17 protein-coding genes are annotated in these 19211 nt (G+C 45.0%); 4 read left to right on the top strand and 13 right to left on the bottom strand.

Going from position 1 to position 19211, the window contains the following annotated elements:
- Positions 1-68 precede the first annotated feature (68 nt).
- Positions 69-464, top strand: a complete 396-nt coding sequence (locus M0696_RS05765) for a YhfM domain-containing protein (RefSeq protein ID WP_222142545.1) — start codon at positions 69-71, stop codon at positions 462-464.
- 37 nt (positions 465-501) lie between these two features.
- Here M0696_RS05765 and lcfB read toward each other — a convergent pair whose 3' ends face one another.
- The 4 genes from lcfB to M0696_RS05745 form a co-directional block, all read right to left on the bottom strand.
- Positions 502-2043, bottom strand: coding sequence for a long-chain-fatty-acid--CoA ligase LcfB (gene lcfB, locus M0696_RS05760; protein WP_222142544.1), 1542 nt, complete (start codon positions 2041-2043; stop codon positions 502-504).
- A 117-nt stretch (positions 2044-2160) separates the two neighbouring features.
- Positions 2161-2805: an SDR family oxidoreductase gene (locus M0696_RS05755; protein WP_222142543.1), complete on the bottom strand. Its 645-nt coding sequence runs from the start codon at positions 2803-2805 to the stop codon at positions 2161-2163.
- Positions 2806-2869: 64 nt separating this feature from the next.
- A complete protein-coding gene (gene lplA, locus M0696_RS05750; protein WP_222142542.1) occupies positions 2870-3865 on the bottom strand; it encodes a lipoate--protein ligase in 996 nt (331 codons plus the stop codon).
- Between the two features lie 12 nt (positions 3866-3877).
- The gene (locus tag M0696_RS05745) at positions 3878-4612 is read right to left on the bottom strand and encodes an MBL fold metallo-hydrolase (RefSeq protein ID WP_222142541.1); all 735 of its coding nucleotides are present in this window, start codon (positions 4610-4612) and stop codon (positions 3878-3880) included.
- Between the two features lie 157 nt (positions 4613-4769).
- Between M0696_RS05745 and yhfH the strand changes: the two genes are divergently transcribed.
- Complete coding sequence (yhfH, locus tag M0696_RS05740; protein WP_003244802.1) at positions 4770-4904, top strand: protein YhfH; 135 nt, start codon at positions 4770-4772, stop codon at positions 4902-4904.
- Positions 4905-5174: 270 nt separating this feature from the next.
- A complete protein-coding gene (gene gltT, locus M0696_RS05735; RefSeq protein WP_014113257.1) occupies positions 5175-6464 on the top strand; it encodes a glutamate/proton symporter GltT in 1290 nt (429 codons plus the stop codon).
- Positions 6465-6500: 36 nt separating this feature from the next.
- Here the strand turns inward: gltT and M0696_RS05730 are convergent, their stop codons facing one another.
- The 3 genes from M0696_RS05730 to M0696_RS05720 all read right to left on the bottom strand — a co-directional run bounded on the left by M0696_RS05730 (position 6501) and on the right by M0696_RS05720 (position 9155).
- Positions 6501-6908: an ASCH domain-containing protein gene (locus M0696_RS05730; RefSeq protein ID WP_222142540.1), complete on the bottom strand. Its 408-nt coding sequence runs from the start codon at positions 6906-6908 to the stop codon at positions 6501-6503.
- A 12-nt stretch (positions 6909-6920) separates the two neighbouring features.
- On the bottom strand, positions 6921-7961 hold the full coding sequence (locus M0696_RS05725; RefSeq protein ID WP_166853725.1) for a M42 family metallopeptidase: 1041 nt from the start codon (positions 7959-7961) through the stop codon (positions 6921-6923).
- Positions 7962-8378: 417 nt separating this feature from the next.
- Positions 8379-9155, bottom strand: coding sequence for a YhfC family intramembrane metalloprotease (locus tag M0696_RS05720; RefSeq protein ID WP_222142539.1), 777 nt, complete (start codon positions 9153-9155; stop codon positions 8379-8381).
- Between the two features lie 128 nt (positions 9156-9283).
- Here M0696_RS05720 and fabHB point away from each other — a divergent pair, with 128 nt between their 5' ends.
- Positions 9284-10261 carry a beta-ketoacyl-ACP synthase III FabHB gene (fabHB, locus tag M0696_RS05715; RefSeq protein ID WP_222142538.1) on the top strand — a complete coding sequence of 326 codons (978 nt, stop codon included), beginning with the start codon at positions 9284-9286 and terminating at the stop codon, positions 10259-10261.
- Between the two features lie 41 nt (positions 10262-10302).
- Here fabHB and M0696_RS05710 read toward each other — a convergent pair whose 3' ends face one another.
- The 6 genes from M0696_RS05710 to M0696_RS05685 form a co-directional block, all read right to left on the bottom strand.
- On the bottom strand, positions 10303-12630 hold the full coding sequence (locus M0696_RS05710) for a YhgE/Pip domain-containing protein (protein ID WP_222142537.1): 2328 nt from the start codon (positions 12628-12630) through the stop codon (positions 10303-10305).
- A gap of 70 nt (positions 12631-12700) precedes the next feature.
- Entirely contained in the window at positions 12701-13276 is a 576-nt protein-coding gene (locus M0696_RS05705; RefSeq protein WP_222142536.1) for a TetR/AcrR family transcriptional regulator, read from the bottom strand.
- A 144-nt stretch (positions 13277-13420) separates the two neighbouring features.
- Complete coding sequence (hemY, locus tag M0696_RS05700; protein WP_166853729.1) at positions 13421-14833, bottom strand: protoporphyrinogen oxidase; 1413 nt, start codon at positions 14831-14833, stop codon at positions 13421-13423.
- A 14-nt stretch (positions 14834-14847) separates the two neighbouring features.
- Entirely contained in the window at positions 14848-15780 is a 933-nt protein-coding gene (gene hemH, locus M0696_RS05695; protein WP_248602587.1) for a ferrochelatase, read from the bottom strand.
- A gap of 72 nt (positions 15781-15852) precedes the next feature.
- A complete protein-coding gene (gene hemE, locus M0696_RS05690; protein ID WP_003224305.1) occupies positions 15853-16914 on the bottom strand; it encodes a uroporphyrinogen decarboxylase in 1062 nt (353 codons plus the stop codon).
- A gap of 121 nt (positions 16915-17035) precedes the next feature.
- A complete protein-coding gene (locus M0696_RS05685; protein WP_222142532.1) occupies positions 17036-19180 on the bottom strand; it encodes a transglycosylase domain-containing protein in 2145 nt (714 codons plus the stop codon).
- Between the last annotated feature and the right edge of the window lie 31 nt (positions 19181-19211).

The following is a 19211-nucleotide window of genomic DNA, read 5'->3' as shown; positions in this document are numbered from 1 at the left end:
CTTTTCCATCCTTTTAGGCATGGAAACCCTGATCGCTGGGAAAACTAACAATGTTTGGAGTGATGCAAATGAAAAAAATAGTGGCAGCCATCGTGGTTATCGGTCTTGTGTTTCTTGCATTTTTCTATCTTTACAGCCGGTCAGGCGATGTATATCAATCGGTAGACGCGGATTTGATCACGCTGTCTTCTAGCGGCCAGGAAGATATCGAGATTGAAAAAAGGCAGCACGTCAAAGATATGCTGGACATTATGAATCAGGGAAAACAGCTGAAGACAGAAAAAACAGCAACCCCTGATTACGAAGGGACAATCAAATTTCATAAAGACCGGTACGACTCATTCAGACTATGGATTGACGGCAGCCAGCAAGCCGTTTATTTGAAGGACGGGACATACTACAAATTAAGTAAAAGTGATACAAAGGCGCTGCTAAACATTATTAAAAAAGAAGCAAAGGATTGAAATGAAAAAGCGAAGCTCGCCGCTTCGCTTTTTCGTATTATTGAGGCAAAATATCTCTCAGCGCCCGTCTGAGCATTTTCCCCGTCGCATTTTTCGGAATGTCGTCAAGAAACGTAATGGCGGCAGGCCGTTTGTATTTTGCCAGATGTTTTTCACAGTGCTGCATGATGTCCGATTCTGTTACGCCAGATCGTTTAGGTACAATATATCCCTTTACCGCTTCACCGCTTTGGGCGTCCGGCACACCGATAACAACTGCCTCCTTGACATCCGGGTGGCTGTACAGCACTTCCTCCACCTCGCGCGGATAGACGTTGTATCCCCCTACAATGATCATGTCTTTTTTCCGGTCAACAATGTAAAAATAGCCGTCCTCATCTCGTCTTGCCAAGTCCCCCGTATAAAGCCATCCGTCTTTTAACGCATGCTTTGTTTCCGCCGGCATTTTATAATAGCCCTTCATCACATTGGGGCCTTTCACGATCAATTCGCCGACCTGGTGATCGGGCAGCTCACGCCCGAGCGGATCTACGACCTTGTTTTCGACATGCAATATACTTGTCCCGATAGAGCCCGGCTTTCTGCCCCTGTCAAACGGGTTAAAACACGTGACTGGTGATGCTTCTGAAAGCCCGTAGCCTTCCAAAATGGTCACGCCAAATTTTTCTTCAAACGCGGTCAGCAGCGCGACTGGCATGGCTGCGCCTCCCGAAATGCACAGCCGAATGGAAGAAAAGTCATCTTTCTTTCCGTTTTCATGCTGAAACAAGTAATTATACATCGTAGGCACACCGGCAAAAATGGTCGCCTGCCGCTGCTTAACAAGCTGAAAAACAGATGCCGGGCTGAATTGAGGTTCAATCAAGACAGTTGCTCCGCTCATCAGCGGGGCATTCATGCAGACGGTTAAACAAAACACGTGAAACATGGGAAGAGCACAGACCACATTGTCATTCTCATCCATTCCCAAATAGCCGGCGACGTCGTTGGCATTGCTGTACAAATTTTGATGGGTCAGCATCGCGCCTTTCGGTTTTCCGGTTGTTCCTGACGTATACAAAATGACTGCGGTATCATCAGAGACAATCTCCGGGCTTTGTTTAGCGGCAGATGTCGGACGCAATATTTTTGCAAACGTTGTCATTTTCATCCTGACCTCTGGGTCTGAAGCTTCTGGCTCGGCATCTCCCGTCTGGCATAAAATGACGAGCTCAACCTTCGGAAGCGATTCATGCATGCTCTCATAAAGCGGCAAAAGCTGATCAACGCCCACGACCGCCTTTACATCGCCATTTGTCAGCATATAACCGATTTCTGTAGGCGTATACATCGGGTTGATGGGCACAACCACAATCCCAGCCTTTAACGCACCAAAAAACGCGATGATAAAATCGGGCGAATTGCCAAGCAGCAAAGCTAGATGGTCCCCTTTCTCCATACCGGCTTCCTGAAGTCCGTCCGCAAATCGCTGAATGTGTTCATTCAGCTCCTGATACGTTATCATGTGATCCTTAAACCTGCATGCGATGCTGTCGGGCTTCTCAGATGCTGTCTCTTCCAATTTTGAAACGAGATTCATTCTCCCACCCCTTAAAGTGAATGAACAGTCATTCATTAATGAAGATAAGCTTTCCCTTTCATTATAGAGAAACAGAAAAAAACACTCAAGAGCAAAAAGCCCTGAGTGTCAGTACTGTTATAGTTTCTTTAATGCTTCGGCAATCGGTGTGTCTCCTTCTGTCAGATCAAAGGCCCGATTTTCCGTATTGGTTTCATCTAAAGAGGCAATGACCGTTTTCGCAACGTCATCCCGGGAAATATCCCCCCGCGCCAGGTCCTCCGCTGCTGAAACAGTACCCGTTCCAGGCTCATTGCGAAGGCCTCCCGGACGGATAATCGTATAAGTTAAACCGCTAGCTTCCAGAATTTTATCAGCATAATGTTTGGCTACATAATAAGGTTTAAGTGATTCATTCCAATTTTCACGGTTGTGGGCTTGCAGGGCGCTAACCATAACAAACCGTTTAATGCCCGCGATATCCGCAGCTTCCATTGCTTTTGCCGCTCCGTCTAGATCAACCAGCAGCGTTTTATCATAACCTGTGCTGCCGCCGGAACCCGCTGTGAAAATGATCACGTCGCAACCTTTTGCCGCGGCAGCAATTTCTTCCGGGCTGCCCTCCAGATTCGCAAGCACAGCTTCTGCACCGGCAGCTTCGAGAGACGCTTTCTGTTCTTCTTTTCTGACCATCGCTCTAACGGAATGATCAGGATTGTCTCGGAATAAAGAAACGAGTCTTTGTCCAATTTGTCCGTTCGCTCCGATTAAAAACACTTTCATGTGAATCCCTCCTGCCTCCATTATTTCAAAACCACACCCGCTCTTTCAAACAATGTGTTTTGCCTTAATAAATCAGATCAAGGAAATCCTCTTTCGTAATGTTCCCAAAGTAATGCTTAAGATTCACACCGTCCAGCACATCAGCGATGACACTGCGTTCATATTGTTTTCCGACCAGCAGGTTTTCAATTTCAGATACATCACCGACTCCGAAGAAATCTCCGAAGATTTTGCAGTCCTCAATTTTGCCTTTCTTGACTTCCAGACGCAAGTCTATCGATCCGATCGGATAGCGTTTGGAGTGATTGAGGTTAAATTTCGGTGAACGGCCATAGTTCCAATCCCAATTCTGATAGCGCTCTTTCGAAATCTGATGAATGACCTCCCAATCTTTTTCTGTCAGCTTATACTCCGGCACGTTTTGAATATCATTTGTATTAAAAATATGGCGAAGCAAATGACTGCGGAATTGTTCTGTCGTCATTTTATCATCGAGAAACTCACTGATATTTGCCACTCGGCTTCTGATCGATTTGATGCCTTTTGATTCAATTTTATCCTTTTTCACTTTTAATGCAGACACAACATGATCAATGGCTGAATCAAACATGAGAGTGCCGTGGCTGAAAATTCGTCCTTTTGTTGCAAACTGGGCGTTTCCGGATATTTTCCGGCCATCTACTACAATGTCGTTCCGGCCGCTCAATTCTGCGTCTACTCCGAGCTGGCGTAAAGCCTGGATCACCGGCTCAGTGAACTTTTTGAAGTTATGAAAGCTGTCCCCGTCATCCTTTGTGATAAAGCTGAAGTTCAAGTTCCCCAGATCATGATACACAGCGCCTCCGCCTGATAAACGGCGGACAACGATAATCCCGTTTTCCTCTACATATTTTGTATTGATTTCTTCTATTGTATTTTGGTTTTTCCCAATGATAATAGACGGCTGATTCACATAAAAGAGCAAATACGGCTGTTTTGGGTCTAAATGCTTTACACAGTACTCCTCGATAGCAAGATTGATCCGCGGATCATTGATATTTTGATTGTCGATAAATAACATGGTGCTCCTCCTTTATCCTTCCCACACAAAACCTGATTTCGCAATATTCACTTCGCCGTTAAAAACGGTTTTCGCTTCTTTGCGAAGATTGTCATGCACGCCGAAATGCGGCAAATGTGTCAGCAGCAGTTCTCCCGCTCCCGCTTCTTTTGCAATTCGCCCGGCTTCCAGGCTGTTCATATGGCCTGCGCTTGTCCCGTTTTGGTCAGCATAAAAATTGCATTCTGAGATCAATAAATCGGCATTTTCCGAAAATGGAATAAATGAATCCTGATAGCTGGAATCAGCAGTATATACGACAGTATGGCTGCCGTCAGTAATCCGCATGGCATAGCATGTCACCGGGTGAATCGTTTTTAAAAAGGTGATCGTAAACGGACCGGCAGTCAGCGGCTGATCCGGCTGGTAGGCAATCCCTTTCGTATGTGTTTTATATGTAAGCTTTTGAAACTGTTCTATATCAGCATCATGTCCGTAAATCGGAAGCGAATGCTCTCCTTTGCCCAGAAACGAACCGACTTGCTTGGCAAATTGCAACGGCCCGATGTCAGCGATATGGTCATGGTGATAATGAGACAGAACCACCGCATCCAGCTTCTCCGCCGGCACATATCTGAACAGCTTAGATAATACGGCACTGCCGCAATCAACAAGCAAAGAGTAATCACCTGACTGAAATAAATAGCCCGACGTCGCTTCATTTGCCGCCGGAAAACCGCCATAGCATCCGATAACTGTAACTTTCATAATGTCCTCCTATCTTTTCAAGAAAATTGATCCTCCTTCAATATACCCATTTTTCTTAAAAAAAGCATGTTTTAAACATTGTATCAAAACAGTTGTTGATTTTTATAATCTGTTATATTACAATGAAGACACTACAAAGGGGAAAGAGGGATTGGTTATGCTGGGGAAAATCACAGAATTTTTTAGAAACCTGCCTTCGAAAAAGTGCGCGGAATGCGGAAAAAAGATAGAAGAGCAGCATGAATGTTATGGAAATATATGCAATGACTGTATAAAAGTAAACGATTTGTAAAAGAGCGAAAATCCCGCGCAGCACGCGCGGGATTTTCTTTATTTTTCCACACTTCTTTATTTTGAAATAATAATCAGGTTAGGTCAAAGCTCACCCGTTTTTAGATAATTCTGGTGATTTCAATCTCATTTTAGAAAATTCTTTATTTTCTAAATATAATTTACTATAGACGAATTCATTTCTTATCTATTATAATTTGATCTAATAGTGAGATTAAATATATGTCTATTCATGATATATGTTGATACTTTGTTTTTTGGGAGGTAATCTATGAAAAGAATTAAGTTTGGATTAGCCACACAAATATTCGTTGGACTTATTCTAGGTGTCATTGTTGGCGTTATTTGGTACGGCAACCCAGCATTGCCTACTTACCTGCAGCCAATCGGGGATCTCTTTTTACGCTTAATCAAAATGATAGTGATTCCTATTGTTGTCTCCAGCTTAATCATCGGTGTAGCCGGTGCAGGAAATGGAAAGCAAGTCGGTAAATTAGGCTTCAGAACAATTCTGTACTTCGAGATCATTACGACTTTTGCTATCATTCTCGGACTAGCCCTTGCAAACATCTTCCATCCGGGTACAGGAGTTAATATACACGAAGCCCAAAAATCAGACATTAGTCAATATGTTGAAACTGAAAAAGAGCAAAGCAATAAATCAGTGGCGGAAACGTTCCTGCATATTGTGCCGACAAACTTCTTCCAGTCCTTGGTTGAAGGGGATCTTCTTGCCATCATCTGTTTTACAGTTCTATTTGCATTGGGGATTTCCGCAATCGGAGAAAGAGGCAAGCCTGTATTAGCCTTTTTTGAAGGCGTATCCCATGCCATGTTCCACGTTGTAAACCTTGTGATGAAAGTGGCGCCATTCGGCGTTTTCGCGCTTATCGGAGTCACTGTGTCTAAATTCGGACTCAGTTCTCTTCTCTCTCTCGGAAAGCTCGTCGGATTGGTGTATGTCGCACTTGCTTTCTTCTTAATTGTTGTATTTGGAATTGTTGCAAAAATTGCCGGCATCAACATTTTCAAATTCCTTGCTTACATGAAGGACGAAATTTTACTGGCGTTCAGTACGTCCAGCTCAGAAACAGTTCTTCCGCGCATCATGGAAAAAATGGAGAAAATCGGCTGCCCGAAAGGCATTGTTTCATTTGTTATTCCGATCGGATATACGTTTAACTTAGACGGTTCCGTTCTCTATCAATCTATTGCCGCACTGTTTTTGGCACAGGTATACGGCATTGATTTGACACTTTGGCACCAAATTACACTTGTGCTCGTCCTTATGGTGACATCTAAAGGGATGGCTGCCGTGCCTGGCACTTCTTTTGTCGTCTTGCTTGCGACACTTGGCACTATCGGCGTTCCGGCTGAAGGACTTGCCTTTATTGCCGGTGTAGACCGCATCATGGACATGGCACGTACAGTTGTCAACCTGACTGGTAACGCGCTTGCTGCCGTTGTGATGTCTAAATGGGAAGGCCTGTTTAATCCTGCGAAAGCTGAGACGGTCATGTCTCAAGCAAAAGCAGACCAAAACGCAACCATTTCCGGTTAATGAAAAGCCTGCGGGGTTCTTGCCCCGCAGGCTTTTTTAATCTTTAATAAGCTCAAACAGCTCTGTAATCAAAACAGTATCCTCATACAGCTCCAGTTCACCGTTTTTGATCAGTTCCGCCCATGCCATCCGATGGTCTTCCTGAAATTCTTCAATTCGATCTCCATTGCCCTCTCCTTTGACTAACCTCATATCAGGCGCTCCAAAGGTCGTTTCAAACACATCTGTCACCTTTATATTGCCTCTCGGATTGTCATGTTTATCATAAACGGTAACAAGCTGCCCCGCCGTTTGATACACTTCTCTCAATTCATCTTTTGAATATAATGATTTCGGGGCGCACGTGGCTGTTTTTTCTCCGGCGAGGATTTGCTGAATCAGCTGTTCTCCCAAGCCGTCATCACCTTCCCATCCGAAAGTGCTTTTCAGCTTATAAATCTTCATTCGTCTTCTCCCTTATACCATCGGCGACTGTACATAATAGTACAGAAGCTTAGCTGTATGGCGAAGGGATGATTTATGGGTGCGCTCAAATGCATGCGAAGCGTCAATTCCCGGCCCGATCAGGCCATGTACAATATCATGCCCGGATTTGATTGCTGCTGACGCATCCGACCCGTAGTACGGATAAATATCAAGTTTATAGTCGATATGATGCTTCTCAGCTAAATTGGCTAAATGCTTTCTCAGCTGATAATGATACGGCCCGCTCGCATCCTTCACACAGATTGATACTGAATATTCATCTGTCGCCTGCCCGTCACCGATAGCTCCCATATCAACCGCCAAATATTCAACTGTTTCAGGAGGAATATTTGAATTCCCGCCGTATCCGATTTCTTCATTATTCGAAATGAGAAAATGAGTTGTATACGGCAATTCAATTTCTTCTGTTTGAATTTGATGAATTAGGCGGAGCAATAAGGCGACGCTTGCTTTGTCATCCAAATGGCGCGATTTAATAAATCCGCTTGATGTAATCTCGACACGGGGATCAAACGACACAAAATCTCCGACGCCAATGCCAAGCTCTTCCGTATCTTTCCGGCAGTGAACAGGTTCATCAAGGCGGATCTCCATATTCTCTTGATTCCGCTCCGCTTTGCCCGCGTCTTTGTATACGTGCACAGACGTTTGATGCATTAAAATTGTGCCTGTATACGTTTTTCCCGAGGCGGTTTCAATTTGGCAGTACTCCCCCTCAATCGAGTTGTAGCGGAACCCGCCGATCAAATCGATTTTCAGCCGGCCGTCAGCTTTAATCTCCTTTACCATAGCGCCGAGGGTGTCAACGTGCGCCGTCAGCATGCGGTGCCGGGATGTGTCGCGTCCGGGAAGTGTTGCAATTAAGCCGCCCTTATGGTTCCGAACCGTTTCTACCTTCCATTCATTTAAAAGGCTATCAATATAATTGATCACCTCATATGTATTTCCTGTCGGGCTTGGGATCGAAACAAGCTCTTTAATGAGCTCCATCGTTTTACGTACGGACGTCATAGGATATTCCTCCTTTTATTTTTCTATATAAAATATACTCTTTTCCCGAGGGACCCGTCCAATCTTTTCCTATCAATCTCTCATATGCTGTAGAGAGCATGGGAAGAGGAGGGATATCTATGTGCTGTCGTCATTCACATGAACGGAAACATCATTGTCACGATTGGTTTGATGAGTTTTGGTTCTTTGACGAGTGGTTCGATAAGGATTTCCACGACCATTGCAAGAAAAAGAAAGAATGCCATGACCCTTGCGAGAAGAAGAAGAAAAAGAAAAACCATTGTTTCTCTTGTAAAAAACACAGACACTCTTGCTGTCATTGCTAAGGGCTGAATCAGAAATATTCTGATGACCCATGCTTATCGAATATTTCCATTCACATTTTTCCAAGCAGGCTTTACTGCTGCTTGGACTTTTTTATTGAAACAGGCTTTTTGCTTTTACAATCCAATAGACTGATATGGCAGCTATTAAAGCAACAATGATTTCAACAGCTGCAGCATGTTCTATTATTCTTTTTTGGTATAAAACCGCCGGTACATTAAAGATCGCATGTAAAAGAATAGAATACAGCAAAAAAAGCGGCCGGCGGCTTTTAACCGCATACAGGATAAGCAGCGACAGCCCGATTTGGACGGCAATCGCACTGATTCTTTCTATTCCGCCCAGCAGCCATTCATACGAAGGGGTATGCAGCAGCTGCTCCTGAATCGGCAGAAGCGCCTGTTTGATGTCTTCATTGATCAGAAACTGTTCAAACGTTCCGCTATTGATCGCAAATGCGTATACAATAAGTGAAATGGAGGACAAGCCTGTAATCAGGATGGCTTCAAGCCCCCCATGGCCTGCTCCGAAAGCCAGGCCATCCGCCCAAGCATGATGGCGCTTCAAAAAAATTCTCATCATGATATATCGTCCGCACTCCTCAAAAATCCCGGCCATCAAGCAGCCGTAAATGCCATACCACAATGGATTTTGCATGGCCTCTTTCGTTATGTCATTCACTTGCAGTACATAAACATGAACGCCGCCCTCCAACAGCTGAGCAAAGACAAAAAACGTGAGAGCGCCAATAAAAAACACCTTTAACGAGGCGCCATACTTTCGTTTAAACCATACTATCAGTCCGACCGGCAACAAAAATGCAATAGCCCCGGATATCGCCATAAAGACTACTGCTTCTTGACTGACCATTTACCAGCCTCCTTTTTCTATTCCTAGATTCCCTATTTCACATTTTCTCTTTTTTTATGAAAAATCCTTCTTTTTAGTACCAGATGCTAATATCTAGTGTTATAATTTGGTCACAAGGAGTGGTTCATATGTCAAAAGCAAAAATTACGGCTATCGGCACCTATGCGCCTAGCAGGCGCTTAACCAATGCTGATTTAGAAAAAATTGTTGATACGTCAGATGAATGGATTGTTCAGCGCACAGGTATGAGAGAACGCCGGATTGCGGATGAACAGCAGTTCACCTCTGATTTATGCATCGAAGCGGTGAAGGATCTTAAGAGCCGTTATGAAGGGACACTTAATGATGTCGATATGATCCTCGTTGCCACAACAACATCCGATTATGCCTTCCCGAGTACGGCATGCCGTGTGCAGGAATTTTTCGGGTGGGAAAGCACCGGCGCACTGGATATTAATGCGACGTGCGCCGGTCTGACATACGGCCTTCATTTGGCAAATGGATTGATCACATCCGGCCTTCATCAAAAAATTCTCGTCATCGCCGGAGAGACACTGTCAAAAGTAACGGATTATACCGATCGAACGACATGCGTTCTGTTTGGCGACGCTGCGGGTGCGCTGTTGGTAGAACGAGATGAAGAGACGCCTGGATTTCTTGCGTCTGTCCAAGGAACAAACGGGAACAGCGGAGATATTTTGTACCGTGCCGGGCTTCGGAATGAACTAAACGGGGTGCAGCTTGCTGGTTCCGGTAAAATGGTCCAAAACGGCAGCGAGGTGTATAAATGGGCAGCGAGAACCGTTCCGCGCGAATTTGAACGCCTTTTACGTCAAGCGGATCTGACAAGCGGAGAGCTCGATTGGTTTGTGCCTCACAGCGCCAACTTGCGCATGATCGAGTCGATTTGTGAAAAAACACCGTTCCCGATTGAAAAAACGCTCACCAGTGTTGAATACTATGGAAACACGTCTTCTGTTTCGATTGTTTTGGCGCTGGATCTCGCAGTGAAAGCCGGGAAGCTGAAAAAAGATCAAACCGTGATGCTTTTCGGATTTGGCGGCGGATTAACCTATACAGGGTTGCTTGTCAAATGGGGAATGTAACAAAAAAAGAACTTGTTTCATAGGAAACAAGTTCTTTTTTATTATGAAGCCGGCTGTTCTTCTGAAGTATCTTCCTTCCGGCTTAAAATCGTAAAGTAAGTAATGCTCAGCAAAATCATAACGAGGGCGATGCCGATTAATACGCCGGCCATCTGCCACATGTAGCCAAAATCCCCGTTTGAAATGACCGCTCTGAATCCGTTAATGCTGTAGGTCATCGGCAATGCGCCATGGATAACTTGATAGAAATTCGGAAGCAATTCTAACGGGAAGGTTCCTCCGCTGGCACCGAGCTGCAGCACTAAAATAATGACTGCGATAAATCGTCCCGGGTTGCCCATCGTTGTCGCCAAAAATTGAATCATCGCTAGGAAAGCGAGACTCGTAATGATCGTAAACACGTAAAATCTCCACGTGCTCTCAACCTCGAGACCAATTCCGAGAAGCAGAACCGTCGCCACAATCAGCGATTGAATAATTCCAACGAGCATCATGACATTGAATTTGCTGAAGAACCACTCAAAACCGTTTCTCGGACGTCCTGACGCTTCCTTCAGCGGGAAGACAACCGTCAGCATGATGCCGCCGACATACAAGCCCATTGACAGGATATAAGGTGTCAGCCCTGTTCCGTAGTTAGGAACAGAATGAATGGCATCATCTTTGGTTTTAACCGGATCGGCAAACATGCCGTATGTTTGATCGTCAGCGTCGATATCTCCTGTTTGATCTGCCGCATCCTTCAGCTTATTAGACAGCTCTCCTGTTCCGTCCAATAGCTTGCCTAAACCTGTATCAAGTGATGCAGATCCGTCTGCGAGTTTTGATGACCCGCTTTGGATTTGTTTAGACCCGTCTAACAGTTTCAGCAATCCGCCAGATACTTGACTGCTTCCTGTCACCAATTGCTCTGAGCCGGCTTTTGCTTTTGCGAATTGTTTATTATATTCACCGATGCCGGCAGTCAATTTATTTTGGCCATCTGTCACCTGCTGTGACGCATTGTATATTTTCTCAGATCCAGCAGTTAATTTGTCAATCGCGTCTTGAGTGGCTTTTGCGCCGTTATAAAGCTTAGAGGTAGCTTCCGGCAATGCCTTCACCTGGGCAACCTCCGCTTTCACATCTTCCAATGAGCTTTTTATCGTTGCGATGTCAGGCAGCTGATCAGCTGCAGGAAGCCCACTTAAAATTTCATCAAAATCAGGCGCATCAACTTGCGGAAGCTGCTTTTCAACAGAATTGATCAGCTGGCTTTTTTGCTCTGCTGTTAAGAAATCACTCGAGTTGATGAGATTTTTGAATGCCTGATCACGGTTTTTCAAACTGTTTTCAAAGTCAGACAGCTGTTTTTTAAATTCCTTCATCGCAGTTTCTGACTTTTCCAGATTGTTCACAGCTGTTTCAAGCTGTGTTAAATCGAGCGCATTTATGAGTTTTTCCGCTTTTGCTGCTTTCTCAGAACCTTCTTGCGCTTTACTGTTGAGCTGATCCAGCCCGTTTGTAAGATTAGGCAAGCCCTGCTGCACCTTTTGAAGGCCGGCATTCAGTTCATTCAGTTTGCCCGTCAGCTTGCCTGATCCTGCTGCAAGCTTACTAGAATTATCATAAATCTGGTTGCTGCTGTCCTGGAATTTACCGAGCGAGCTGTCAAGTGATTGGATGCCGCTCGTCACCTGTGCCGCTCCATCTGCAAGCTGCGCCGTTTTGTCACTGATGGTGGCAGTGCTTTCCTTCAGCTTCGCCAGATTTTCTTTCAGCTGGGCGCTTCCGTTTTTCGCATCTTTTGTGCCGTCATCAATTTTTTTCGCGCCGCTGCTCGCGTCGCTCAACCCTTTTGCGATATCTTTAAAGTTATCAAAAATAACTTTCGTATATTGCTCGGTCACTTCTTTAGAAACAGAAGCTTTCAGTTTATCAATCGCTTTTTCGCCGATCGTTGCCCCCACATAGTTGGAACCGGCATTTGTATGGTATTTCAGATCCAATTTTTTCGGATTTTTGTCCAACACAGTACTGGCATTCTTAGAAAAATCCTCAGGAATCTCGACAACTAAATAATATTTTTGATTTAATAAGTCCTTTAACGATTGGTCAAGATCATTGGAAAAATGCCAATCAAAGTTGTTATTATCCTTTAATTCTTTGACCAGATCATCACCGATTTGAAGTTTTTCTCCTTCATACGTTGCGCCCTCATCTTGGTTGACGACAACGACAGGCAGCTGGTCAACCGTGCCGTATGGGTCCCAATAAGCCTTTAAGAACACGCCGCTGTAAATAAGCGGGACAAACAAAATGGCAATGATGGGAATTAATAATTTTTTACTCGTTACGATGTCTTTCCACTGACTTCGTATTGTGTTCATCCTGATGCCTCCATTCTAAAACTGACTCATCATGAAAAATGGTCATTTTCTTGCAAAGAGAAAGGATTATCTAGTTGGCTGACAATCCTTTGACAACATACAATTCAAGCAGTTCCGCAATCGTCTCTTTATCGAGCGGGGGATGCTGTTTTTCCCAATCAAAAATGAGCGCGATATAAAGCTTCAACATCACAAAAGCTGTCAGTTCAGGATCGCACGGCTTGATTGCACCGTTCTTGATTCCGTCTTCAATCTTATTTTTGATATAAGACAGAATGCCTCGCTCCATTTTTTGGATCACTTCCTGAACTGCCATTGTACCAATCTCAGCATTTTCTTGGAAAATTTTAATCGTCAGCTGATGTGTTTTCCTGAACTCAAGAATGGCAAACAGCGCCCTGTGCACATTTTCATGGAACGGAAGGTTCGGCTCCATCGCTTCGTCCGCTTTTTGCTTCATTTCCTTCAATAAAGTAGTGAAAATCTCGTCAAACAGCTCTTCTTTGTTTTTGAAAAAAGTATAAATGGTTCCCTTCCCCACGTTCGCAAGCTTCGCCACAAGATCCATTGTCGTCGCTTTATACCCGAACTGAGTAAAAGACTTTGTGGCTGCCGCCAAAATGAGCTTTTTTCGATCTATTGACATTGTATTCACCTCGAAACTGACCGTTTGAACATTTTAGTCATTAAGTACATATGCAAATGTATCATAACCTGCTGTTCAATTCAATCATTTCTTTACGCAATATTGCCATTGCACAACAAAAAACCTCCGCCTTAGCGGAGGTTTTCAGCTGAATAAATAAGTAAGCGCGTCAGACACGGCTGCTTTTCCTTGGTCGATGCAGTCGGGAATTCCAACACCTTCAAAAGAAGCGCCTGTCACGTAGACACCCGGATATGCAGAGGTCAGTGCTTCGCGCAGCTCTTTGATGCGCTGCTTATGGCCGACATGGTACTGCGGCATGCTTTCGTGCCAGCGGGTGACACAGGTCATTTCCGGCTCCCCGTTTATGTTCATGACTTTCTTTAAGTCTTCTAACACAATGTTGATAATGTCGTTATCTGAGAGATCGACAATCGATTCGTCTCCGGCTTTTCCAACATATGCCCGAAGCAGTGTTTTGCCTTCAGGTGCTGCATGCGGCCATTTTTTATTCGTCCACGTACAGGCTGTGATGGCGAAATCACTGTTTCTTGAGATAACAAAGCCCGTCCCCTCATGCTCCATTTGGACGGCGCCTTCAGGGAAGCCCAAAGCGACATTTGCCACGGATGTGGAGTGCATATTTTTCAAATGAGAAATGACCGGAAGCTCAGGAAGCATTCCTGCAGCCGCTTTATGCGGAGCAGTCACAATCACTGATTCAGCATCAAGTGTGACGCCGTTATCCAGATCAAGCGAGTAGCCAGTGCCGCCGCGGCTGATCTTGGTCACTTTGGTCCCTTTGTATACCTTCGTCAGCTTTAATTGCTTTTCGATCTCTTCGACAAGGGTCTGCAAACCGGTTGAAAGGGTCTGGAACTGCCCTTGCTTTTTAGCCGTCAGCTGCTGGCCGGAGCCTTGAGGCCTTGTTTTTTTCATGCCGAGAATCAGGCTTCTGTGCTTTTGTTCCGTCTGGTAAAATTGCGGAAAAGTCGACATTAGACTGAGCTTGTCAATGTCGCCAGCGTAGATGCCTGATAGAAGCGGCTCGATTAAATTCTCAACCACTTCATCTCCGACACGTCTGCGGAAAAATTCTCCCAATGACTGGTCGTCTTTTGACTTGCTTGCAGGCAGGATGAAATCCATAGCGGCCCTTGCCTTCCCAGACACAGAAAACAGACCGGTTGAAACAAACGGCGCAATTTTAGTCGGTATCCCCATCACGGCTCCCTTAGGCATTGGATGCAGGGTGCGATTTACAAGCACATAGGATTGTCCTGTCGCATTGTTGACAAGCAAATGCTCAAGGCCTACATCTTTGACAAGCTGCGGAGCGCTTGTCTTCCGTTCCAGAAATGAGTCAGGCCCTCTTTCGATGGTATAGCCGTCTTTCTTGACAGTCTGGATTTTCCCGCCGACTCTTGGACTTGCCTCAACAAGCGTCAGCTCAAGCGGCAGATTTTTTTCTTTGATTTCTTTTTCCATATAGAAGGCGGCGGCTAAACCGGTAATGCCGCCGCCGATGATGACTACATGTTTTTTAGCGTCACTCATGTTCATCGCCTTCTTTAACGTCCTAATTTTTTTAATACAACTGTTGCTAATGCATCAATAAATTCCGGCTTTGCATTCGGCATTTCCGGGCGGTAGTAGCTTGCACCGATATCGTCAGTGACCACTTTGCATTCATAATCATTATCATAAAGCACTTCTAAATGATCCGCTACAAATCCGACAGGGACATATACGAATGCCTGATAGCCTTTTTGTTCGAATAAATCACGTGTTAAATCCTGTACATCAGGTCCCAGCCAAGGATCAGGCGTGTTTCCTTCGCTTTGCCAGCCGACAGCATATTCGGAAACGCCTGCGCCTTCAGCAATCAATTTCGCTGATTCATGAAGCTGGTCCGGGTATGGGTCTCCAAATTCTTTGATTTTTTCCGGCAGACTGTGTGCGGATACGATGAGCATCGCGTTTTCTCTTTCACCTTCAGGCATTGACGCATATGTTTCCTTCACTCGGTCAACCCAGTATTTCACGAATTTCGGTTCATTGTACCAGCTTTCAACAGACGTAATCGTTAAACCGCCAAGTTTTTCAGCCTCTTCTTTGGCACGTTTGTTGTAGGACTGCACGCTGAACGTGGAGAAATGCGGTGCCAGCACGATGCTGACCGCTTCTGTAATGCCGTCCTTATGCATCTCTGCTACAGCATCTTCAATAAATGGCTCGATATGCTTCAGCCCGATATACGCTTTAAACGTAATCTCGTCCTGAATCTCATTTAAGTGCTGTTCAAGCTTGTGCGCTTGCTCATCTGTGATTTTGGCAAGCGGTGAAATGCCGCCAATTGCTTCGTATCTGTCTTTCAAATCTTGAAGCATTTCAGGTTCAGGCTTTCTGCCTCTTCTGATATGTGTATAATAACGTTCGATATCTTCTTCTTTATAAGGCGTGCCGTACGCCATAACGAGAAGCCCCATTTTCTTTCTACTCACTGTTTACACCCTCTTTAATGAACTGATACAAACATTTTGACAGGTTATCATTAAGATAACCAAAAGATATGCTTAGGAATATTGACCCATTTTTTTGTTTTGTGAATATTTATGGACAAATGCTGTCAGTTTTTTCAAAACCTCAGGACTGACGTCAGGAAATACCCCGTGTCCAAGGTTGAAAATGAAGCTGTCCGATTTCATGCCCTGATCCAGTATTTCCGTCGTTTTCTTCTCAATGACTTCCCATGGCGCAAGCAAAATGGACGGGTCCAGGTTGCCCTGCACTGTTTTAGTGATACCTTTTGATCTGGCTTCATCTATGCTGAGTCTCCAATCGAGCCCAACAACATCAAGAGGTAGGTCATGCCAGTCACCTGCCAGATGGCTTGCACCAACGCCAAACATGATCAGCGGCACATTTTCCTCCGCAAGCTCTGAAAAGATCCGGTTCATTACGGGTTTGATGTATGTTCTGTAATCTGCCTGATTCAGCGCACCGACCCACGAATCAAAGATTTGAATCGCTTTTGCGCCTGCCTTAATCTGCGCTTTCACATATACAATGATCATGTCGGCAAGCTTGGACATCAGCAGATTCCATGCATCCGGCATGCTGTACATGAAGGCTTTTGTTTTATTGTAGTTTTTCGACGGACCGCCTTCGATCATATAACTGGCCAGCGTAAAAGGCGCCCCTGAGAAACCGATGAGCGGGACGTTGAGCTGCTCATTGACAAGCAGTTTAATCGTCTCAAGCACGTACGGCACGTCCTGTTCCGGATCAATCTGGCCGAGTTTTTCAATGTCCGCCAGAGACCGGATCGGCTGGTCAATCACAGGCCCGATTCCGTTTTTGATTTCAACATCCACACCGATTGACGGCAGCGGAGTCATGATATCTTTATAAAGGATTGCAGCATCGACTCCGTATTGCTCAACCGGCAGTCTGGTGACATACGCACAAAGCTCCGGCTGATGTGTAATGTCAAACAATCCGTACTTTTCCTTCAGCTTACGGTATTCCGGCTGTGATCGCCCTGCTTGTCTCATATACCATACAGGCGTGTGATCCGCTTTTTCTCCCCGTGCAGCTTTTAAAAACGTCTCGTTAAACGTTTCTCGTTTACTCATCTGATTTCCACCTTTCATACTGCAACCATACGTTCGTATTTCTTGACTTATTACACTATACCTTGTTTTAGGCAAATGGTATAGAAGTGAGGCTCAAAGTTCAAAAAATCGCCGAATTCCATTAAGAGGAAAACAATTTAGGCTGAACGTAATCGGTTCCATCCCCTTCTCTCTTTGTCTGTGTATTATAAGGCACAATTTTATAAGAAGCGCCTGAAAACAAGTTGGCATAAGGGATTTCATAGCTTCCCTTTCCTTCAACTGAATCAAGAAGCGTCTCCTTGCCATCCTTATTTACATAAATTCTGTATACGGCCCGATCATCCTCTTGAGCATCCCATTTTAATTCAATGGTAAAGAGCCCCGCAGCTTTAAATGTGTAATCTGCTTTCAGCGTTTTGACTGGCTCCAGTTCAATCGGGCTTTCCAGTTCTTTGACGTTTTTAGGCTTCGTAAACACAGAACCGGTTTCTCCAGCCTGTGTCAAAATATCCTTAAACAGTCTCGTCGGATACGCGCTGCCGCCTTTTAAATAATGACTTTGATCCGTTTTGTCATAGCCCATCCAGACCGCCCCGGTTATTTTCGGCGTATAGCCTGCAAACCAGGCGTCCTTTGTGGCGCCAGACACTCCTGTATAAGATGTAGAACCAGTTTTCCCCGCCAGATCGCCGTGATAGGTGCCGGAGGTTGCCGTTCCCTTTTTGACCACCTGCTGCAACATTCTCGTCATATTCCAGGACGTTTGCTTGCTGAATACCCGCTTTCCTTCTTCTTTATGATCGGCTATTGTTTCTCCGTCTTCATCCTTTATGCTGGTAATAAAGTACGGTTCAGTATACGTCCCATTCGCGGCAAACGTATGAAATGCGCCGGCAAGCTGGAGTGGTGAAACGCCTTTTTCCAAGCCGCCTAGAGCGAGAGCAAGCCCTTCATCAGGGATATCAATGCCGTTTGCTTGCAAATAAGACTTTCCTGTTTCGACGCCGATCTCATTCAGCGTCCAGACAGCCGGCGCGTTTTTGCTGTACGTAATGGCATCAGACATGGTCACTTCGCCCTCATACTGGCTGTCATAGTTTTTCGGCGTATAATCTCCGTAGGATTGCAGCTCATCCTTCAATAGAGAGTAGGGCTTAAATTTCTTTTCCTGCATCGCCGGTCCGTATACTGCAAGCGGCTTAAATGTGGAACCCGGCTGGCGTGCAGCTGTGACACGGTTATACCCTTTGGATGTGTAATCTCTTCCGCCGATCGCCGCTTCCACACCGCCTGTCTTGTTATTGATAAAGACCGCGCTTCCTTCGGCATTCTGGTCTGTTCCGGGATAATAGCTTCCTTGTTTCATCACCTGATAAGCGGTCTTCTGCAGCTTCGAATCAAGCGGCACCTTGATCGTGTATCCGCCTTGAAGGAGCTGCTCTCCGGAAATCGAGTACTTGTTCTCCGCCTCTTCAATCACAAGATCAATATAGCTGTCAAACCAAGGTGTTTCTGACTGTTTCTTCACGTTCAGCCCGAGTGTCCGGCCCTGCGCGCTGACAGCCTCTTTAGCACTGATGTAGCCTTGGTCATTCATCATGCCGAGAATCGTATCACGCCGCTCCTTACTTTTATCAGGATGCAAAACAGGAGAATACGTAGAAGGCGCCTTCGGTATAGCGGCCAAAACCGCACCTTCGGATACAGTTAAATCTTTTACTTCTTTATTAAAATAATAGTGGGACGCCGCTTGTATGCCGTAGACTCCATGCCCGAAGTAAAGCTGGTTCAAATACATTTCCAGCAGCTTGTCCTTGCTGTAATCCCGTTCAAGATTGATCGCAATGATCACTTCTTTTGTTTTTCTTAAAAATGTTTTGTCATGGGTCAGAAAAATATTTTTGGCAAGCTGCTGGGTGATCGTGCTTCCGCCTTCCACCTTTCCGCCTGCTAAGATATCGCGGTATATTGCCCTTCCGACAGATTTTGCATCAATGCCGTGATGCTCATAGAACCTTTTATCCTCAACAGCAATAAACGCTTCTCTGACCTGCTTCGGAATCTCATTGATCGAGACAGGCTCACGATTTTCTGTATACAGGCTTGCAACCTCATCTCCGTTTTGATCCACAATTTTTGAAGATGCATGAAGAATGAGCTTCTTTTCATCTATGACATAATGTCCGAGAAAAATAATTGAAATATATCCTATTAAAGCGAGAAAAGCAGTTAACACTAAAATAATGATGGGTATAAATAGTTTCTTTTTCTTTATCTTAAACATGAACTCACCTCGCCTTTCTAAAGGTAGTATG

The sequence above is a fragment of the Bacillus rugosus genome (genome assembly GCF_023238245.1).
Taxonomy (GTDB): domain Bacteria; phylum Bacillota; class Bacilli; order Bacillales; family Bacillaceae; genus Bacillus; species Bacillus rugosus.
The sequence above is the reverse complement of the archived record's forward strand: the minus strand, read 5'-3'. Positions and strand labels throughout refer to the sequence as shown.

Bases quoted from the DNA above. Each gene is read 5' to 3' on its own strand.
- M0696_RS05765 (WP_222142545.1), top strand. From the start codon at position 69: ATGAAAAAAATAGTGGCAGCCATCGTGGTTATCGGTCTTGTGTTTCTT.
- lcfB (WP_222142544.1), bottom strand. From the start codon at position 2,043: ATGAATCTCGTTTCAAAATTGGAAGAGACAGCATCTGAGAAGCCCGAC.
- M0696_RS05755 (WP_222142543.1), bottom strand. From the start codon at position 2,805: ATGAAAGTGTTTTTAATCGGAGCGAACGGACAAATTGGACAAAGACTC.
- lplA (WP_222142542.1), bottom strand. From the start codon at position 3,865: ATGTTATTTATCGACAATCAAAATATCAATGATCCGCGGATCAATCTT.
- M0696_RS05745 (WP_222142541.1), bottom strand. From the start codon at position 4,612: ATGAAAGTTACAGTTATCGGATGCTATGGCGGTTTTCCGGCGGCAAAT.
- yhfH (WP_003244802.1), top strand. From the start codon at position 4,770: ATGCTGGGGAAAATCACAGAATTTTTTAGAAACCTGCCTTCGAAAAAG.
- gltT (WP_014113257.1), top strand. From the start codon at position 5,175: ATGAAAAGAATTAAGTTTGGATTAGCCACACAAATATTCGTTGGACTT.
- M0696_RS05730 (WP_222142540.1), bottom strand. From the start codon at position 6,908: ATGAAGATTTATAAGCTGAAAAGCACTTTCGGATGGGAAGGTGATGAC.
- M0696_RS05725 (WP_166853725.1), bottom strand. From the start codon at position 7,961: ATGACGTCCGTACGTAAAACGATGGAGCTCATTAAAGAGCTTGTTTCG.
- M0696_RS05720 (WP_222142539.1), bottom strand. From the start codon at position 9,155: ATGGTCAGTCAAGAAGCAGTAGTCTTTATGGCGATATCCGGGGCTATT.
- fabHB (WP_222142538.1), top strand. From the start codon at position 9,284: ATGTCAAAAGCAAAAATTACGGCTATCGGCACCTATGCGCCTAGCAGG.
- M0696_RS05710 (WP_222142537.1), bottom strand. From the start codon at position 12,630: ATGAACACAATACGAAGTCAGTGGAAAGACATCGTAACGAGTAAAAAA.
- M0696_RS05705 (WP_222142536.1), bottom strand. From the start codon at position 13,276: ATGTCAATAGATCGAAAAAAGCTCATTTTGGCGGCAGCCACAAAGTCT.
- hemY (WP_166853729.1), bottom strand. From the start codon at position 14,833: ATGAGTGACGCTAAAAAACATGTAGTCATCATCGGCGGCGGCATTACC.
- hemE (WP_003224305.1), bottom strand. From the start codon at position 16,914: ATGAGTAAACGAGAAACGTTTAACGAGACGTTTTTAAAAGCTGCACGG.
- M0696_RS05685 (WP_222142532.1), bottom strand. From the start codon at position 19,180: ATGTTTAAGATAAAGAAAAAGAAACTATTTATACCCATCATTATTTTA.